Origin of the sequence: Halegenticoccus tardaugens, from assembly GCF_004116405.1 — an archaeon.
In the GTDB taxonomy this organism is placed as follows: Archaea; Halobacteriota; Halobacteria; order Halobacteriales; family Haloferacaceae; genus Halegenticoccus; species Halegenticoccus tardaugens.
Genome location: NZ_SDIC01000012.1, coordinates 109,527 through 125,372, shown reverse-complemented (window position 1 = coordinate 125,372; position 15,846 = coordinate 109,527). Strand labels below are relative to the sequence as shown.

Below are 15,846 nucleotides of genomic sequence, written 5' to 3'. Positions count from 1 at the left end.
GGTGAGATCGGCGCCCTCCGAGCGATGAGTTCGCCGTCCGCTCAGGTGCCGACGCCGAGCGCCGCGGCGACGTTGACCACGCCGTACCCCTGTTCTGTCTCGTCGAGTCCGACGTCTTCGGCCGTCTCGCACAGGCGCGCGCGCGCCTCGACGTTCGAGTACCCGTCGGCCATCAAGAGCGCGGCAGCCCCGCAGACGTGCGGCGCTGCCATCGACGTGCCCGAGGATTCCTGGTAGTCGTCGCCCGGGATCGTCGAGAGGATCTCCTCGCCGGGCGCGGCGAGTTCTACCTCCGGTCCGGTCAGGGAAAACTCGGCGATTTCGCCGTCGCCGGTCGTCGCGCTGACCGCGACCACTTCCTCGTTCGCGGCCGGGTAGCGGACGATCGTGTTGTCCTCGCCCTCGTCCGCGTTTCCGGCCGCCCCCACGAGGAGCACGCCCTTTTCGTATGCGTACCGACACGCGTCCTTGATCACGTCGGATTGCTCCTCGTCGCCGAGACTGACGTTCGCCACGTCCCAACCCTGATCACCGACGTGTTCGATGCCGGCGGCCACGTCGGAGGCGTCGATGCCGTCCTCGGTACCGATCTTGACGGCGTGGAGCGTCGCTTCGGGGGCGACTCCGACGATCCCTTCGCCGTTGTCGGCGGCGGCCGCGATCCCGGCGACGTGGGTGCCGTGGCCGTGGCCGTCCTGCCACGCCGGGAGGTTGGAGTCTTCGACGTCACCGTCCCGGATGATGACCGTCGTGCCGTCCTCGTCTTCGTCGACGATCACTTCCTCCTCCTCCTCTTCGACGTACGATTTCCCCGCACCGAGGTTCTGCTCCAGGTCCTCGTGCGTGCTTTCGATCCCGGTGTCGACGACCGCGACGGACGCCCCTTTTCCGGTGAACCCCGCCTCGTGGACGAGGTCGCAGTCGATGCGCTCGATCCCGTTCGGGAGGGTATCGGATTGCGGTTGGACGTCCTGCGTCTCGACGCCCTCGAGCAGGCGCTTTTGGATATTGTGCTCGACGTATCGAACGTCGTCGTGCCCGGCGAGCCATCCGGCCGCGCCCCGCGGGAGGCGCAGGGTCACGGCGTCGAAGTCGAACTCGCGGACGATTTCGGTCGCCTCCGAGAGCGCGGCGTCGAGCCCATCGGTCGCGGCGTAGCCGACGTTGACTTCGACGAGTTCGGTCGCGCTCCAGTTTAGAGATCGACCGCCGATCCCGAGCGTGGCGCTCCCCGTCACTGCGCCGGCGGCGGCCAGGAACCGCCGCCGAGTTACGGTGTTAGATGTATCTCTCGTTGTCATTTTCTGTTTCCTATCTGCGATTATTTACTTTTTGGGCCGTTCGCTATCCCGTGCACTCGGTTATTCAACTTAAAAGTCCCGGTTTATGTTGCAGCGTCCACAACAAAACCTCCCGCTTCGTCTAGAATATGTTCAAGATGACACGATAGACGTGTCATCGAGTAAATAAGCGTCCGGCTGACGTACTCCGCTCGCGTACGAAATCGCGGTCAGCGCGTCAGCGCGGCGCTAGATAAGTAGATACTGTTAGGTCGCCAACCCAATCGAAGGGATCATCATGAACGGAAATTATCGCGTCCTCCTGGTCGCTTTCCTCACCTTCGCGACGCTGGTGAGCGCCGTCGTCCCGACGACAGCGTTGGTTCAAGAGACGGTGAATTCGAACGCCAGCGGCCACCTCGACCTGAAAATTCCGCACGAGGGTGGCGCGAACGGGGACGGTCTCGTCGCCGGAGACGGGAACGGAGGCGGCGGTACCGACGCGGACGGAGGGAGCGACGACGTAGGCGTCCACACCGGGGCTTCCGGCGAGCGAACCGAGCGGCCCGGGAACCGGACGGCTGTCGAACAGAACGGACGAGCCGCCGAGCCTTCCCTGGAGATCGAGCGGACGGACGACCGGGTGGAGGTCGAAAGCGACGAGTTCGACTACGAGAACGACGACGGGGCCGTCGAGTTCGAAACCGCAGACGGCTCGGTGGAGGTCGAAGTCGACGGCGAAGACGTCGACATCGAGGGACCGGGCTACGAAATCGAACAGCGCGGGGACGACCTGGACGTCGAGCGCGGCGGGGTCGACTACGAGAACGATGGGCGTGTCGCCGACGCGGGGGCTCGATCCGTGGAGATCGAGCGGACGGACGACCGGGTGGAGGTCGAAAGCGACGAGTTCGACTACGAGAACGACGACGGGGCCGTCGAGTTCGAAACCGCGGACGGCTCGGTGGAGGTCGAAGTCGACGGCGAAGACGTCGACATCGAGGGACCGGGCTACGAAATCGAACAGCGCGGGGACGACCTGGACGTGGAGCGCGACGGCCCCCGCGACGGTCGCGACGTGCGCCGTCCCTGACCGCTCGACGTCCGGCCCGGTTCCAGCGGGCGAGCGCGCGACGGCGAGTCATTCAAGTCGTCCCTCGATACAGTGACACTGGCCCGAATTACGCGAAGGAACGTCAGTCGCGACCGATAGTCAGTCCACCAGTGACAAGTGTATGGGCGTAATGTGATACGTCGCGGGCGACCAGTTCCGGGCGCACGGACAGAAGGCCGTCGCTACCCCGGAAATAGCCGCCTCGAACCGAACGCCGAGGACCTAACTTCTCGCTCGCTTCCTGCCTAATTCGGTAGGCGGGCACTCCTTATCAGTTGGCATCTAAATACAAGCTGAACACACTAGAACGCCTGATTGGTACGAGAGACGGATAGAAAACGCACTGACAAGATAACTGACAGACATGAACAGGACATTACGATCGGTACTGGCGGTTTTCGTCGTGGCGGCGGTGATACTCAGTTTCACCGTAGCGGGGGCTGCGACGGTGGCCAGCGCTCAGGACGCAAACGGAAGCAACGGAGACAACGGAGACAACGGGGACGACGACGGTGACGAGGTCGATACCGACGACGACGGCGACCTGGACGTCGAAGACGACGGGCAGGAGGTAGAGCGGACGGACGGCGATCTGGAGGTCGAAGATCGTGAGGGCGACCTCGACTTCGAGACCGCGGACGACGGCGACGAGGTCGACGTCGAGAGCGACGACCTCGAAATCGAGGAAGACGATGACGAAACCGACGTCGAAGACGACGATCTCGACTTTGAGACCGCGGACGACGGCGACGAGGTCGACGTCGAGAGCGACGACCTCGAAATCGAAGAGGACGACGACGCGGCGGAGGTCGAATCCGACGAGGTCGACTACGACGTGAACGACGACGGCGATCTCGACTTCGAGAGCATGAGCGGCCCCGTCGACGTCGAAATCGACGAAGACGGGACGATCGACGTCGACACCGACAGCGTCGAGATCGACGACGACGACGACGGTCTCGAGGTCGAAGAAGACGACGTCGACTTCGAGAGCGACGACGGCGACGTCGACTTCGAGAACGACGACATCGACATCGAGGACAGCGAGGACGACTTAGAGGTGGATAACGACGACGTCGACTTCGAGAACGACGACGGCGACGTCGACTTCGAGAACGACGATTTCGACATCGACCAGGACGATGACGAACGCCTCGACGTCGACGGCCGCGACGGCCTCGACATCGAGGGCGACGACGACTTCGTCGACGTCGAGACGGATGACGATGACGACGACGACGACGATGACGACTAACGGGCCGTTCGTGTCCGACGAGTGACGCGGCCGGCGGGTCGGAGCGTGCTCGCGGATCGTTCCGACTCACCTCGGTTGGAACGACGCCGATCGGGAATCGACGAACTCGGCCCCGGAATTTTTGGGTACGTCAACCGCTGAATCGATAATCCGGACAACAACGGTCCACGACGGCAGGACTTGTGCCGTGAGTCGTGCGCGATTTTGAATCCAATTACATAGATTTATAGGCGAACGGTTACGGGATTCCCCTTTCGAACCGCCACGACAAATTCGCGTTGTGTGTTTTCGCCTCGATGGACAAAATCTTCGCGATTCACGACATATGGGTCGGAATGTTAACTCATCGAAGCTCAGACCGATCGTTTCGAAACACGTCCGTCGAGCGATGGTACGAGTGGCGCACCCGAATGTCGGAGTTTTCGCTTCGTGACCGACAGTATTCTTTGAATAGCTTCGGCCGGATCGAGTTCGCCATCGATCGCCCGGACCGCAGTACATAAACTATGATAAGATATATGAAATTTGAGCCCCGCTGCCGCAGACTATCTCATCGCTCTTCGGAGGTCGTACAGTTTCGCTCGTAGTTCCGGGTCACAGCCGGGACCATCGACGATTCCGGATCCCGGAGCTCGGAGCGCGATTTGGACATGAACGACGACGGGATCGTCACGAACGCCATTATATTTCATCAAATAATGAGTGAATTATAACCGTCTGACGGCCGTATCTCCCCTCGAACGGAGAAGACACATGGGAACGAACGACAAGTATCCGGAACCGACGAGCCGACGCCGGTTCGTAAAGGGCGTCGTCGGTGCCGCCGCGCTCACCGCGTTCGCGACGCTGGGCGAGACGGTCGTCAACCTGTCCACGAGCCCCGCCGGCGAGGGCGGCGGGACCGTCGAGTACTACGGCGTCGAGGTCGTCGGCGGGCCGGCCCCGCGGGCGATGCCCCAGATTCCGGTCGCACTCGACGACGAGGGCTTCCTCCGAGGGATCTGGCCGCCCGCCGAGGAGGTCACGCGCGAGGGACGGACCTTTTCGGTCGCGCGGATGCGACTCGGAGACATCACGTACAGCGGAGACTGGTTTCAGTACTGCGGCGCGGAGATCTTCCCCGGACTGGAGCCGACGGCGGAGCAGGACGACTACTTCCGCTACGCCGAGTCGGCGCAGTACGAGTGGCAAACCCGCGAGGTCTCGCCCGGCGATCGGGTCAACGTCGACGACTTCGCCGACTACGAACGGTGGGGAAACGGCATCGGCGCGAACGGTCTCGGCAAGCCGGCGACGGTCACGTGGCGGTCGCAGGACGTCGAATCGTCCGAAGTGCTCCCCGTGCAGATCATCCGGAGCGCGCGCGTCGCGTCGGCGGCGCAGAACGACGAGTGGCTGGCGGCGAGCACGGAGGAGGGGTTCATCGCGATCTTCGACAAGTGCACGCACTTCTGTTGCGTGCCGCTGTTCAAGGCCGATCCGACCAGCGTCCGGTTCGACGCCGGTAGCGCGATCTACTGCCCGTGCCACCAGTCCGTCTACGACCCGTTCACGATCGTCAGGGAGTCGTTCGTCGCGTTCCCGCGCCCCGAGGGGGACGAATGAGCGACCGGGAGCGGCCGGCGCGCGCGTCGCGCGCCTCGCTGGCGGCGGCGGGTCTCGCGGCGCTCGCGGTGCTCGCGCTGGTCGTCGCGCCGTTTTTCGATCGGGGAACCGGCGTCTGGGTGTACTACTCCGCCTGGTTCGCCGGCCCGCTGACCGTCGGCTTTCTCGCGGCGCTTTTCGCCGTCGTCGCCGTTCTCGGCTTCGTCACGGGGGTCCGACAGTCGACCGTCGCCGGGCTCGCGCTGGGCGTCGGCGTCTCGATGATCGCCGTCACGATCGTCTGGGCGGTGAACACCCGGCGTCAGGTCGTCTTCGCGCTCTCGACGGTCGATCTGTTCCGCTATCACCGGTGGGCGTTGCTCGGGTTCGCGCTCGCCGTGGCACTGTGTTCGACCTGGTACGCCGCCACCGTCTACGAGCGTCGGACGTCTCGCGAAGTCTGAGAGGTCGGGATTCATCGAGCCGCCGCCGAGGCTCCGATCGGGGCTCGTCGATCCATTTCTCGCACCGTTACATTCACGTTCGGAGGCCGGTTTGTTCTCGATATCACTAATCCACGCCGAGTTAGAGTCAAAAATATCCGATTTATCGGCGTAAATCCGGACGTTCGTTGATACGTGGCCCGTCTTCATAAGTCGGTACGCACCGAACCGAAACCCGGTGACCTAACATGGCAGAAGAAAACACCGGGGCCGACGGCCGCAAGATCACGACGGACCGCGAGACGATCCGAACGTGGGCGGAGGATCGAAACGCCACCCCCGTGTACGCTCCCGAGACCGGCGAGTATCGGTTCGTACGGCGCGAGGAGGTGGACGAGTCCCACGAGGAGCGGACGTGGGACGAGTTCTTCGAATCGGTGGAGTCGGACGACCGCGTCTTCGTGTACGAGGACGTCGAATCCGGCGAACCGGCGGGCGACTACCACGAATTCGTCGCGCGCGACGAGGCGACGCGGCGGGCGGCCGTCGAGGCCGAAACGGTCGAGGAGGCGCTCACCGAGGGCGAAGTCGTCAGGACCGAAGTCACGGAGACGATGGTCATAGAGCGGGAGATCAGGGAGACGGACACGATCGAGAGTCAGGTCGTCGACAGAGAGCAGGTGTGGGACGACGTCCTCGAACGCGAGCTGGTCGACCGCGACGTCATCGAGGTGGACATCCTCGACGACGAACTGGTCGAACTGCTCGTCGAGGAGACCTGGCGCACGACGCGCGAGTCGGTGGAGCGGATGATCGTCGAGAGCCGGATCGTCGACACGGAACTCGAAGAGGTCGACACGGTCGAAAGCGAATCCGTCGAGGCGCGGATGGACGTCGAGGGGGTCCAGCGGACGATCCTCGCGAGCGACGTGATCGGGTCGGACGTCGACGTCGGCGACGTCGACACGGAAGTCATAGAGAGCGAGTTCGTCGAGGGCAACGTCCTCCGGAGCGAGATCGTCCAACGTAGGCTCTACGAGGAGGTGCTCGAAGAGCGCTCCCAGCTGGAGTTCGCGCTCACGGCGCGGGAGTTACTCGAAAGCTACGTGGCGGAAAGCGACCTCGTCGAGAGCGAGATCATCGAAGGCGACTTCGACGAGTCCGACCTCGTCGAGGAAGCCGTCGAGTCGGACGAGGTCGTCGCGGAGTCGACCGTCACGGAGGTCACGGAGGCGGAGCGCGCCGAAGAGCGGTCCGAGCCCGTCGAAGGATCCGCGATGGGGACCGAACCGACGGACGAGACCGTCGAGGAGACCGAATACAGCGGCGAGACCTCCATCACCGAGGAGGAAGCGGCAGTGTCGGAGAAGATGACCGGGACCGAGACGACGGAGACGGCCGAAAGCGAGACGACCGAAGAAACCACCGCGGAAACGGAAGAGACCGGCGAGCCGATGCCGTCGACGGTGGGTCTCTCGGAGTCCGATCAGGGGAAGAACGTCGTCGACGAGGAGGGCAGAGACGTCGGGATCGTCGCCAAGATCGAATCGGACACGTTCTACGTCGATCCCGAGCCGAGCCTGACCGACAGGATCAAGGCGGAACTCCGACTGGGCGAGGCGGACGAGGACGCGTATCCGCTGGAGATGAGCCGGATCAAGGAGGTTTCCGGCAACACGGTCGTCATCGCGTCCTGATCGCAGCGCGCCCGCCGTCGATCGCGTTTTTCGCGCCGATTTTCCGCGCCGGCGCGGCGACGACCGGCGTCGACGACGATCCGTTTCGAAACGCTATACACGGTTCGGACCCGCGGTATCGTCCATGAACTATCTTCCGTGGGCGATCCTGGCGCTGGCGGCGTACTCGCTCGTCGCGCCGCTCATGAGCGTCGCCACGACCGGTCAGGTGAAGGTCCCGAGCGACGTCGCGGCGCTCTTTGCGAACAGCATCCTCGTCGTCGTGACCGTCGGCGTCATCGCATACACCGACCAGGGTATCGCGGGCTATCTCACCCACCCGAAATCGCCCTACATCTACGCCGCGGGGGTGTGTCTGGCGGTCGGAATCCTGGCGTACTACCGGGCGCTCGCGCTCGGACCGGTGAGCGTCGTCGCCCCGATCTTCGGGATGTTTCTCGCCGTCAGCTCGCTCATCGGCGTCGCGTTCCTCCACGAATCGCTGACCGCCAGAAAGCTGCTCGGCATCGCGTTCGCTGTGCTCGCCGTCTACCTCGTCTCCGTCGAGTAGCGGCCCCCGATCCAGTTTTCGGCCACACTACGGCCGAGGTCGGCGAGCGCTCGGATAAATATCCGGAAGGCCGTCCCACTAGATATTTGTATAGATATCTGACTAGTTACCTATATAGATCCCCGATCGCCGTCTCCCCGCTCGGCGAGCGGACTCACGCCGCGTTGCCCCAAACCGTTTTCCCCGCCCGTGCGAAACCCTGTCGCATGACACTGATGGAATCCGACTCGAATCTGGAGCGCGGCGATCCCGCGCCGCCGTTCGAACTCCCGGGAGCGGACGGGGAGGCGTACGCCCTCGAATCGTTCGCCGACCGGGACGCGCTGCTCGTCGTGTTCACCTGCAACCACTGTCCGTACGCGCGGGCGAAGGTCGACCACCTGAACGACCTCGCCGCCGCCTACGACGAGGTCGCCGTCGTCGGCATCAACCCCAACGACGAGGAGGCCTACCCGGAGGACTCCTTCGAGGAGATGCGCGAACGAGTCGCCGACGGTCGGATCCGCTACGACGCGTACCTCCGCGACGAGTCCCAGGACGTCGCGCGGTCGTACGGGGCCGTCTGCACGCCCGACCCGTTCCTCTTCGTCCGGGAGGGGGACGAGTTCGTCCTCGCGTACCACGGCAGACTCGACGACGCGACGAACCCCGACGACGAGCCGACGCGATTCTACGGCCGCGACGCGATCGAAGCCGTGCTCGCCGGCGAGTCGGTCGAACACGACGACCTCCCTTCGCGCGGGTGTTCGATCAAGTGGAGGTAGGCGCGCGCGGGCAGGCGGACGAGAGCGCTCTCAGGCGGAGACGCGTTCGAACGCCTCGCGGGCGTTCTCGACGGCCGTCTCGCGCTTCGCCGGATACGCCTCGACCTTCGCGCGGAGGGTGATGCCGTCGCCGCGTTTCACCTCGCCCGCGAACGCCGCCTGCTTGTCCAGACGGAGGAAGAAGGCGCACTTTTCGTCGACGCGCTCGTCGAGTTCGGCGACCACCCGATCGATGTCCGGCAGGTCGCTCAACCGGGCGAGGACGTGCCTGATGCCGTCCGCGTTCTCGACGCGCGCGGAGAGGACGACGATCCGGTCGCCGTGGTAGCCGGTCGTCTCCGCGCGTTCGATCTCGAACTCCCCGGGGAGGAACGTTCGGAGGGCGGCCTCGACTCGTTTTTCGTCCTCGGTCGCATAGCAGAAGGTCCGAAGGTCGACGTAGTGAAACGGGACGCTCGACATGGGACGCCCTACGCGAGGGGGGCGAAAAAGGGCTACCCTTCGTCAGGCGTCGTCTTCGTCGGCGCGGTCGTCGTCGACGGCGTCCAGCGCGTCGGCCGGGACGCCCGTCTCCTGCCCGTCGTCGAAGCTGACGGTGTAGGTCGCCTCGCCGAACATCGTCTCCATCACCTGCGTCACCGTCCCGGTCTCGCCGTCGAACTCGCTGTGTTTGTCGTGGAGGACGACCGTGTCGTCTTTTTCGAAGCTCATGGTACCCGGTTCTACAGCGCCGGATAAAAGGCCGGTGATTCGGGCGGCCGCCGCCCCGATCACGGTGGCCACGCACCGATCACGGAAACCGGCTCGTCGGTCGAAGCCTTATTTTTCCGGGCGGTCCAAGGACCGCGCATGTTCCTCGTCTCGCTTTCGGACCGCTCGCGACCGCCCGATCCATCCGGACATGACGACCCTCGATGACCTCTGGTTTCTCGCCGACGAGGCCAGCCAGTGCGCGGAGCAGGCGTACCACGCGCTCAAGAGCAAGTACGCGGGGTTCATGGAGCGCCCTCGCACGCGGCGCGTCTCCCGCCGACGCTTCCGCACGCTCGCGAACAGGGTGAAGGCCACGGGCGCGCCGTACGGCGCGCACACGATCGTCTACCGCCCGTCGGGCGAACTGCTGCTCGTGCGCCACGAGGGCGTCGACAAGTGGGTGCTCCCGGGCGGCGGGATCGCCGAGGGGGAGGCCTTCCGCGAGGCCGCGGCGCGCGAACTCCGCGAGGAGGCCGGCATCGCCGCCGAGTACGAGGGGCTGGCGATGGCGAACCGGGTCGACATCGAGTGCGACGACTACCGGACGTGGGGCGTGCTCCCCGTCTTCGTCGCCCGCCCCTCGTCGACGGATCTCTCGGTCGACGACCCGGACGGCGAGATCTCCGACGCACGGTGGTTCGCGGAGTTGCCGCCGGACACCCGCGACCGCGAGGACCTGCTGGCGTGGCGCGCGCGGCGGTCGTTCTAGCTCACTCGTCGAGATCCTGCCCCCAGAACCCGCCGCCCTTGGTCACCGTCAGGTCGCCCCGCACGCGGGTCTGACACGACAGCCGGAGCCCGGAGTCGAGCGAGTGCGGTGGTAGCGACAGCCGCCGCCGCTCGCGCGCCCCCATCTCACTCACGGGGCCGTCGACCGCGACCGCGCAGGTCCCACACGTCGCGTGCCCCCGGCAGTTCAACCGCTTCGATCGCCCGTTGTGCGGCGATTCGCCCGCCGCCAGCAGCGCGTCGCGCAGCACGACGTCGTCCTCGCACTCGATTCGCTTGCCTCGAAACGTCACCGTCGGCATAGGCGTAGTGAGGGGGCGCAAGGGCGAAAATCTTGCTGTAGTTACACGTGGCTCGCGGGACACCGCCGTCGCGTTCGTCCGACGAATCCATCCCGGGTAGAATAAGTACCGCCGCCCCCACTCGTGGGACATGGACACGACCCGACGCGAGTATCTCGCGGCGGCGGCGGGTACCGCAGCGATCGGCTTCGCGGGCTGTCTCGGGAGCGCCGGCGGGGGTGGCGACAATCAGGACATGGGCGACTGCGACGTCGAAGAGCGCGACCCCGTCCAGGAACTCCCCGCGCCGACGAAGGGCGAGGACGGTGCGCCGGTCACGGTGCAGGTGTTCAAGGACTTCTCCTGTCCGCACTGTTCGACGTTCGAACTGGACGTCCTCCCGAAGCTGGAGTCGGAGTACGTCGAGTCGGGCGACGTGCTGTACGAACACCGCGACTTCCCGATCCCGGTGAGCGAGACCTGGTCTTGGAGCGTCGCGAGCGCGGCCCGCGGCGTACAGGACGCCGAGGGCGACGAGACGTTCTTCGAGTACGCCCGGAAGCTGTTCTCGAACCAGGATGACTACTCGATGGACCTCGTCCAGAACCTCGCGGGCGAGGTCGGCGCGGACGGGTGCGAGGCCCGCGCCGCCGGGGCGAACGAGACGTACAGACCGGTGCTCGAAGCCGACAGGCGACTGGGCGAGGACATGAGCCTCTCCGGGACGCCGGCGGTGTTCGTGAACGAGCGACTCCTCGACGACTGGACCTACGAATCGGTGAAGGGGGCCGTCGACTCCGCGCTCTGATCGCGCGGATCGCCCCGTGATCACGCCGATCGAGCCGCGGTCGTCCCGATCGTCGGCCGGGCGGAGCCGAGGAGTGGCGCGGAGGGACGATCCGGACATATGGGTTCTGGTACGGTTCCCGATTTCGATGCGCGCACCGATCAGCCTTTGAATCGTCGGGCGCAACGCCCCCCATGAACGACGCTCGGACGACGCGACGCGGGGGAAACGATGCGAACGACTAGCGTCTCGGTCGACGCGTCCGTCCCGATCCACGTGGTTCCGGCGAACGACCCGTCGCTCCTCGCGGCGGTGGCGCTCGCGGGGATCGTCTCCGGGCTGTTGGTGTTGCTCGGGATGTCGGCGTACGCCCGGCGACGGTCGCGCTCGTACCTGCTCGTCGTGCTCGCGCTGGCGACGCTGCTCGCGCGAAGCGGCGTCGCCGTGTTGACCATCGGCGGGTTCATGTCCTACGACGTGCACCACTTCCTCGAACACGGGCTGGATTTCGTCATGGCGGGCCTCGTCCTCGCCGCCGTGTACTACGCGCGGGGCGTCGAGCGCGCGGCGGAGGTCGGTGACCGATGAGCGCGACCCGCGACCGCATCGCGACGCACGTCCGGGAACACCCCGGCGTCCACTTCAACGAACTCACGCGGGCGCTCGACCTCGCGCCGGGGCAGGTTCAGTACCACCTGCGGCGACTGCTCGGCGAGGGAACCGTGATCGTCGAGGACCTGTACGGCCGGACCCACTACTACCCGCCGACGTTCGACGGCTGGGAGCGCGGGGCGCTCGCGCTGGTCCGCCGCGAGACCGCCAGAGACGTCATCGGTCACCTCCTCGCGAACGACGAGGCGACGCCGTCGGAGGTGGCCGAGTCCATCGGCGTGGCCCGGAGCACCCTGGAGTGGCACCTCGACCACCTCGTCGAGCAGTCGGTCGTCGAAAAGCGCTACGACGAGCGAAACCGCGTCACGCTCGCGCTCGAACGGCCGGCGGAGACGGCGCGGCTGCTCCGATCGGTTTCGCCGTCGCTCCCGGAGCGCTTCTCGGATCGCTTCACCCGCCTCTTCGACCGGCTCCTCGCGGGCGAGTGAGCCGACCGACCGCGTTCGAGGCCCGCGCGGTCGCCGCTTGGACGAGACGGACAGCGATTTGAGGGCCGCGGGCCAACGGAGGGGTATGAACGGGTCCACGCGCCGTGATCGCGCGACGCTCGCGGTCGTGGTGTGGGCGGTGCTCGTCTCGCAGGTTCTCCTCTATCCGGGGGTCGAGGATCTCATCGCGGCGCTGGGCGCGCCGTCGGGCATCGAGGCGGGCATGTGGTTTCTCGTCGCGGAGTTCGCCGCCTTCGTGATCTGCGCCGGCCTGTGGGGCGCGCTGAGCGACGCGGTCGGCCGCCGGGTGCCGCTCATCGTCGCCGGCGCGCTCGGCGGCGCGCTCGGCTACGTGGCCATCGCCGCAGCGCCCTCGTTCGGCCTGTCGTTCGGCGCGGTGCTGTCGCTCCGTGCGCTCTGCGGCGCGCTCACCATCGGCGCGTTCTCCCTCTCGATCACGATGCTCATGGATCTCGCCGGGGGACACGGCCGAAACATGGGCGCTGCCGGCATCGCGATCGGCCTCGGGGCCGCCATCGGCTCGGTCGTCGGCGGCCGCCTCACGACGGTCGATCCGCTCGCGCCGCTGTACGGGGCCGCCGCGCTGCTCCTCCTCGTCGCGCTCCTTGCGGGGACCGTCGAGGACCGCGCGCCGGGCGAACGACGAGCGAGCGTCGGCGCGGTGCTCTCGCGGCTCTCCGACAGGCCGGCACTCGGCGTTCCCTACGCCTTCGGCTTCATCGACCGGCTGACCGCCGGCTTCTTCGCCCTCGTCGGCGTCTACTACTTCCGCGACGCGTTCGGCCTCGACGCCGCGGCCGCGGGGGTGGTGCTGTCGCTCTTTTTCTTCCCCTTCGCCGTCCTGCAGTACCCACTCGGCGTGCTGTCGGACCGAATCGGCCGGTTCCTTCCGGTCGTCGCCGGCTCGATGCTGTACGGCGTCGCGATCGTCGCGGTCGGGGTCGCGCCGGGGCTCGAACTCGCCGCCGGGTTGATGGTGCTCGTCGGCGTCTTCGGCGCGCTCGTCGCGCCCGCGACGATGGCGCTCGTGACCGACCTCGTCGCCCCGGAAGAGCGCGGGGCCGCAATGGGCGGGTTCAACGTCTTCGGCAGCCTCGGCTTTCTGACCGGCTTTCTGATCGGCGGGTTCGTCGCCGACGCCCACGGCTACCTGCCGGCGTTCGTCGTCGTCGGACTCATGGAGGTCTCGATCGCGGTGCTGGCGCTGCGGGCGGTCAGGCGCATCGCGCCCGATCCCGAGGGGCCGGAAAAACCCGCGCCGGACGCGTAGCCGTTAGCCGCCGGAGAGCCAGCGGCGGAGCAGTCGTCGAGTGCGGCGGCCGTCGCGGACGCCCTCGTGGCCGCGCCAGACGACGCGGTTCTCGACCGCGCCGTCGAGCCGCGGGCTGTCCGGGTTCGTCGGAAAGAGCGGGTCGTACCGCCCGCGAATCGTGTAGTAGTCGACGTCGCCGGGCGTCTCGTCGCCCCGGTTCAGCTCGGTCAGTCCGTGGCCGTCCTCGCCGAGGCGGGTCGAATCGAGGAAGTCGAACGGGCGCGCGTAGCCGTCGCCCCCGGTCCCACCCGCCCACGGGACGAGACCGTGGTTCGCCCCGGCGAGCCCGACGAAGGTGTCCACCGCGTCGTACCGGTCGTGGGCGTCCATCCAGTACCGTGCGCCGGTCACGCCCAGACTGTGTGCGACCACCGAGACGCGTTCTCGTCCCGTGTGCGCGCGAACGCGGGCGACGAACGCCTCCAGCTGGGCAGCCATCTCGTCGTGCGTCGACGACGGGCGACGGAACGTGATCGCCCAGAGGTCGTCGGCCGCGTACCCGCGCTCGCGAAGGTAATCGCGGTGGGCCCGCCAGTCGCACGCGTCGCGCCCGTTTCCGTGGACGAACACGACGGGCGACCGGTCCGGTTCGGGGTCGCCGGGCGTGTGACGGCGGTCCCCCAGTATCTCTCCTCCCCACCCGCCGTACCGCCCGTCGGTCTCCCACGGGAGGCGGTCGCTCGCCGTTCGGGGGCGGTCGCACCCGTCCTTGCACCCGTGCCCGCCGTTCGTCACCGCGTCGAACAGCAGTCTGCACCCTTCCGAGTACGCGAACAGCGGGTACATCGGAGTGGTAACGCACCGTTGCGTCGCTCTGACGGAGCGGGTCAGCCAGTGACTCATGTAAGACCTCGTTGAGCCCTTCCCGATCGGGTTAATAGACCTTTGCAAGCGCGTTTCCTGGTAAACGCCCCGTTTACTCGGCGTCTCGCTGCCGAAACCCGTTTGCTTGCGACGGTCGGTTACGAACGGTCAGGGGGGCGGACGTCAAAAACGAACGCGACGGATCGCCTGAACTCGTCCCCGGATGCTCTTGTCCTTCTAGACGTTTTCGCGCGAACGGCCGAATCGGCCGTTCGCGCGAAAGGAAACGAAAAATCATCACGTCTGGGGCGCGCCCGCTCGCAGGGGCGGCGCGGGCGGGAGGCGACGGAAGGAGCCGAGTCGGGCCGCCGATCACTCGTGGCCGGACACGCGGACCGGCCGGTACGGTTCTTCGAGATAGGCGACGTCGCTCGACGACAGGTCGATGTCGAGCGCTTCGACGGCGTCTTCGAGGTGTTCGACGCTCGTCGTCCCGACGATCGGCGCGTCGACCCACTCCTTGTGGAACAGCCACGCCAGCGCGATCTGCGCCATCTTCGCGCCCTTCTCCTCGGCCAGTTCCGCCACGCGCTCGTTTATTTCTTTACCGCCGCCCTCGCGGTAGGGGTGGCGGTACATGTGCTCTTCCGTCGACCCGCGCGTCGTCGCGTCGATCTCCTCGTGCGGCCGGGTCAGGTACCCGCGGGCGAGCGGGCTCCACGGGATCACGCCGACGTTCTCCCTCGCACAGAGGGGGAGCATCTCGCGCTCCTCCTCGCGGTAGACGAGGTTGTAGTGGTTCTGCATCGTCGCGAAGGGCTCCAGCCCGTGCCGGTCGCTCGCGTGCAGCATGTCCGCGAACTGGTGGGCCCACATCGAGCTCGCGCCGACGTAGCGGGCCTTCCCCCGGCGGACCGCGTCGTCGAGCGCCCGCATCGTCGTCTCGACGGGCGTGTCGTCGTCGTACCGGTGGATCTGGAGCAGGTCGACCGTGTCCATCCCCAGGCGCTCGAGGCTGTTGTCCAGCTCTTGCTCTATCGCCTTCCGCGAGAGCCCCCCGGAGTTGGGGTCGTCCTCGTCCATTCGGAAGTAACACTTCGTGGCGACGACCGCCCCGTCGCGGCGGCCCTCCAGCGCCTTTCCGAGCACGCGCTCCGACTCGCCCCGCGAGTACATGTTCGCCGTGTCGAAGAAGTTGACCCCGAGGTCGATCGCGCGCTCTATGAGTTCGAGGCCCGCCTCCTCGTCGAGCACCCACTCGCGCCAGTCGCTCGATCCGAAGCTCATACAACCGAGGCAGATCCGCGAGACGTCGAGTCCCGTGCCGCCCAGCGTGGTGTACTCCATGGGGTCGGATCGACGGGACGCCACA

Annotated in this window: 18 protein-coding genes; 12 read left to right on the top strand and 6 right to left on the bottom strand. The window is 66.6% G+C overall.

Annotation, left to right across the window (positions count from 1 at the left end; all coding sequences use genetic code 11):
• Positions 1-41: 41 nt before the first annotated feature.
• Positions 42-1,301 carry a S8 family peptidase gene (locus tag C3L37_RS23830; RefSeq protein ID WP_129117032.1) on the bottom strand — a complete coding sequence of 420 codons (1,260 nt, stop codon included), beginning with the start codon at positions 1,299-1,301 and terminating at the stop codon, positions 42-44.
• Positions 1,302-1,578: 277 nt separating this feature from the next.
• Between C3L37_RS23830 and C3L37_RS23825 the strand changes: the two genes are divergently transcribed.
• From C3L37_RS23825 to C3L37_RS23795, 7 genes are all read left to right on the top strand, one after another.
• The gene (locus C3L37_RS23825; protein WP_129117031.1) at positions 1,579-2,373 is read left to right on the top strand and encodes a hypothetical protein; all 795 of its coding nucleotides are present in this window, start codon (positions 1,579-1,581) and stop codon (positions 2,371-2,373) included.
• A 469-nt stretch (positions 2,374-2,842) separates the two neighbouring features.
• Positions 2,843-3,649 (top strand): hypothetical protein, encoded by an 807-nt coding sequence (locus tag C3L37_RS23820; RefSeq protein WP_129117030.1) that lies wholly within the window; start codon positions 2,843-2,845, stop codon positions 3,647-3,649.
• A 753-nt stretch (positions 3,650-4,402) separates the two neighbouring features.
• Positions 4,403-5,254 carry a QcrA and Rieske domain-containing protein gene (locus C3L37_RS23815; RefSeq protein ID WP_129117029.1) on the top strand — a complete coding sequence of 284 codons (852 nt, stop codon included), beginning with the start codon at positions 4,403-4,405 and terminating at the stop codon, positions 5,252-5,254.
• Positions 5,251-5,697: a DUF7548 family protein gene (locus C3L37_RS23810; RefSeq protein WP_129117028.1), complete on the top strand. Its 447-nt coding sequence runs from the start codon at positions 5,251-5,253 to the stop codon at positions 5,695-5,697. Before C3L37_RS23815 ends, C3L37_RS23810 begins: the two co-directional genes overlap by 4 nt.
• Before the next feature lie 227 nt (positions 5,698-5,924).
• Positions 5,925-7,373, top strand: a complete 1,449-nt coding sequence (locus tag C3L37_RS23805) for a hypothetical protein (RefSeq protein ID WP_129117027.1) — start codon at positions 5,925-5,927, stop codon at positions 7,371-7,373.
• 124 nt (positions 7,374-7,497) lie between these two features.
• Positions 7,498-7,923: an EamA family transporter gene (locus C3L37_RS23800; RefSeq protein WP_129117026.1), complete on the top strand. Its 426-nt coding sequence runs from the start codon at positions 7,498-7,500 to the stop codon at positions 7,921-7,923.
• A 206-nt stretch (positions 7,924-8,129) separates the two neighbouring features.
• Positions 8,130-8,687 carry a thioredoxin family protein gene (locus tag C3L37_RS23795; RefSeq protein ID WP_129117025.1) on the top strand — a complete coding sequence of 186 codons (558 nt, stop codon included), beginning with the start codon at positions 8,130-8,132 and terminating at the stop codon, positions 8,685-8,687.
• Positions 8,688-8,717: 30 nt separating this feature from the next.
• Here C3L37_RS23795 and C3L37_RS23790 read toward each other — a convergent pair whose 3' ends face one another.
• Positions 8,718-9,149, bottom strand: a complete 432-nt coding sequence (locus C3L37_RS23790; protein WP_129117024.1) for an RNA-binding protein — start codon at positions 9,147-9,149, stop codon at positions 8,718-8,720.
• A gap of 42 nt (positions 9,150-9,191) precedes the next feature.
• On the bottom strand, positions 9,192-9,398 hold the full coding sequence (locus tag C3L37_RS23785; RefSeq protein WP_129117023.1) for a DUF1918 domain-containing protein: 207 nt from the start codon (positions 9,396-9,398) through the stop codon (positions 9,192-9,194).
• Between the two features lie 190 nt (positions 9,399-9,588).
• On the opposite strand from C3L37_RS23785, the gene C3L37_RS23780 reads away from it, so the two are divergent.
• Entirely contained in the window at positions 9,589-10,149 is a 561-nt protein-coding gene (locus C3L37_RS23780; protein WP_129117022.1) for an NUDIX hydrolase, read from the top strand.
• A 1-nt stretch (position 10,150) separates the two neighbouring features.
• Here the strand turns inward: C3L37_RS23780 and C3L37_RS23775 are convergent, their stop codons facing one another.
• Positions 10,151-10,471: a 2Fe-2S iron-sulfur cluster-binding protein gene (locus C3L37_RS23775; protein WP_129117021.1), complete on the bottom strand. Its 321-nt coding sequence runs from the start codon at positions 10,469-10,471 to the stop codon at positions 10,151-10,153.
• Between the two features lie 130 nt (positions 10,472-10,601).
• On the opposite strand from C3L37_RS23775, the gene C3L37_RS23770 reads away from it, so the two are divergent.
• From C3L37_RS23770 to C3L37_RS23755, 4 genes are all read left to right on the top strand, one after another.
• The gene (locus C3L37_RS23770; RefSeq protein ID WP_129117020.1) at positions 10,602-11,258 is read left to right on the top strand and encodes a DsbA family protein; all 657 of its coding nucleotides are present in this window, start codon (positions 10,602-10,604) and stop codon (positions 11,256-11,258) included.
• Positions 11,259-11,468: 210 nt separating this feature from the next.
• Positions 11,469-11,825, top strand: coding sequence for a DUF7471 family protein (locus C3L37_RS23765; protein WP_129117019.1), 357 nt, complete (start codon positions 11,469-11,471; stop codon positions 11,823-11,825).
• Positions 11,822-12,337 (top strand): winged helix-turn-helix transcriptional regulator, encoded by a 516-nt coding sequence (locus C3L37_RS23760; protein ID WP_129117018.1) that lies wholly within the window; start codon positions 11,822-11,824, stop codon positions 12,335-12,337. Before C3L37_RS23765 ends, C3L37_RS23760 begins: the two co-directional genes overlap by 4 nt.
• An 85-nt stretch (positions 12,338-12,422) precedes the next feature.
• Positions 12,423-13,628, top strand: a complete 1,206-nt coding sequence (locus C3L37_RS23755) for an MFS transporter (RefSeq protein WP_129117017.1) — start codon at positions 12,423-12,425, stop codon at positions 13,626-13,628.
• A 3-nt stretch (positions 13,629-13,631) separates the two neighbouring features.
• Here the strand turns inward: C3L37_RS23755 and C3L37_RS23750 are convergent, their stop codons facing one another.
• Both C3L37_RS23750 and C3L37_RS23745 read right to left on the bottom strand, forming a co-directional pair.
• On the bottom strand, positions 13,632-14,513 hold the full coding sequence (locus C3L37_RS23750) for an esterase/lipase family protein (RefSeq protein WP_129117016.1): 882 nt from the start codon (positions 14,511-14,513) through the stop codon (positions 13,632-13,634).
• Positions 14,514-14,846: 333 nt separating this feature from the next.
• Positions 14,847-15,821 carry an aldo/keto reductase gene (locus C3L37_RS23745; protein ID WP_129117015.1) on the bottom strand — a complete coding sequence of 325 codons (975 nt, stop codon included), beginning with the start codon at positions 15,819-15,821 and terminating at the stop codon, positions 14,847-14,849.
• Positions 15,822-15,846: the final 25 nt, after the last annotated feature.

Bases quoted from the DNA above. Each gene is read 5' to 3' on its own strand.
- C3L37_RS23830 (WP_129117032.1), bottom strand. From the start codon at position 1,301: ATGACAACGAGAGATACATCTAACACCGTAACTCGGCGGCGGTTCCTG.
- C3L37_RS23810 (WP_129117028.1), top strand. From the start codon at position 5,251: ATGAGCGACCGGGAGCGGCCGGCGCGCGCGTCGCGCGCCTCGCTGGCG.
- C3L37_RS23765 (WP_129117019.1), top strand. From the start codon at position 11,469: ATGCGAACGACTAGCGTCTCGGTCGACGCGTCCGTCCCGATCCACGTG.
- C3L37_RS23745 (WP_129117015.1), bottom strand. From the start codon at position 15,821: ATGGAGTACACCACGCTGGGCGGCACGGGACTCGACGTCTCGCGGATC.
- C3L37_RS23805 (WP_129117027.1), top strand. From the start codon at position 5,925: ATGGCAGAAGAAAACACCGGGGCCGACGGCCGCAAGATCACGACGGAC.
- C3L37_RS23770 (WP_129117020.1), top strand. From the start codon at position 10,602: ATGGACACGACCCGACGCGAGTATCTCGCGGCGGCGGCGGGTACCGCA.
- C3L37_RS23780 (WP_129117022.1), top strand. From the start codon at position 9,589: ATGACGACCCTCGATGACCTCTGGTTTCTCGCCGACGAGGCCAGCCAG.
- C3L37_RS23825 (WP_129117031.1), top strand. From the start codon at position 1,579: ATGAACGGAAATTATCGCGTCCTCCTGGTCGCTTTCCTCACCTTCGCG.
- C3L37_RS23790 (WP_129117024.1), bottom strand. From the start codon at position 9,149: ATGTCGAGCGTCCCGTTTCACTACGTCGACCTTCGGACCTTCTGCTAT.
- C3L37_RS23800 (WP_129117026.1), top strand. From the start codon at position 7,498: ATGAACTATCTTCCGTGGGCGATCCTGGCGCTGGCGGCGTACTCGCTC.
- C3L37_RS23815 (WP_129117029.1), top strand. From the start codon at position 4,403: ATGGGAACGAACGACAAGTATCCGGAACCGACGAGCCGACGCCGGTTC.
- C3L37_RS23755 (WP_129117017.1), top strand. From the start codon at position 12,423: ATGAACGGGTCCACGCGCCGTGATCGCGCGACGCTCGCGGTCGTGGTG.
- C3L37_RS23760 (WP_129117018.1), top strand. From the start codon at position 11,822: ATGAGCGCGACCCGCGACCGCATCGCGACGCACGTCCGGGAACACCCC.
- C3L37_RS23775 (WP_129117021.1), bottom strand. From the start codon at position 10,471: ATGCCGACGGTGACGTTTCGAGGCAAGCGAATCGAGTGCGAGGACGAC.
- C3L37_RS23795 (WP_129117025.1), top strand. From the start codon at position 8,130: ATGACACTGATGGAATCCGACTCGAATCTGGAGCGCGGCGATCCCGCG.
- C3L37_RS23750 (WP_129117016.1), bottom strand. From the start codon at position 14,513: ATGAGTCACTGGCTGACCCGCTCCGTCAGAGCGACGCAACGGTGCGTT.
- C3L37_RS23785 (WP_129117023.1), bottom strand. From the start codon at position 9,398: ATGAGCTTCGAAAAAGACGACACGGTCGTCCTCCACGACAAACACAGC.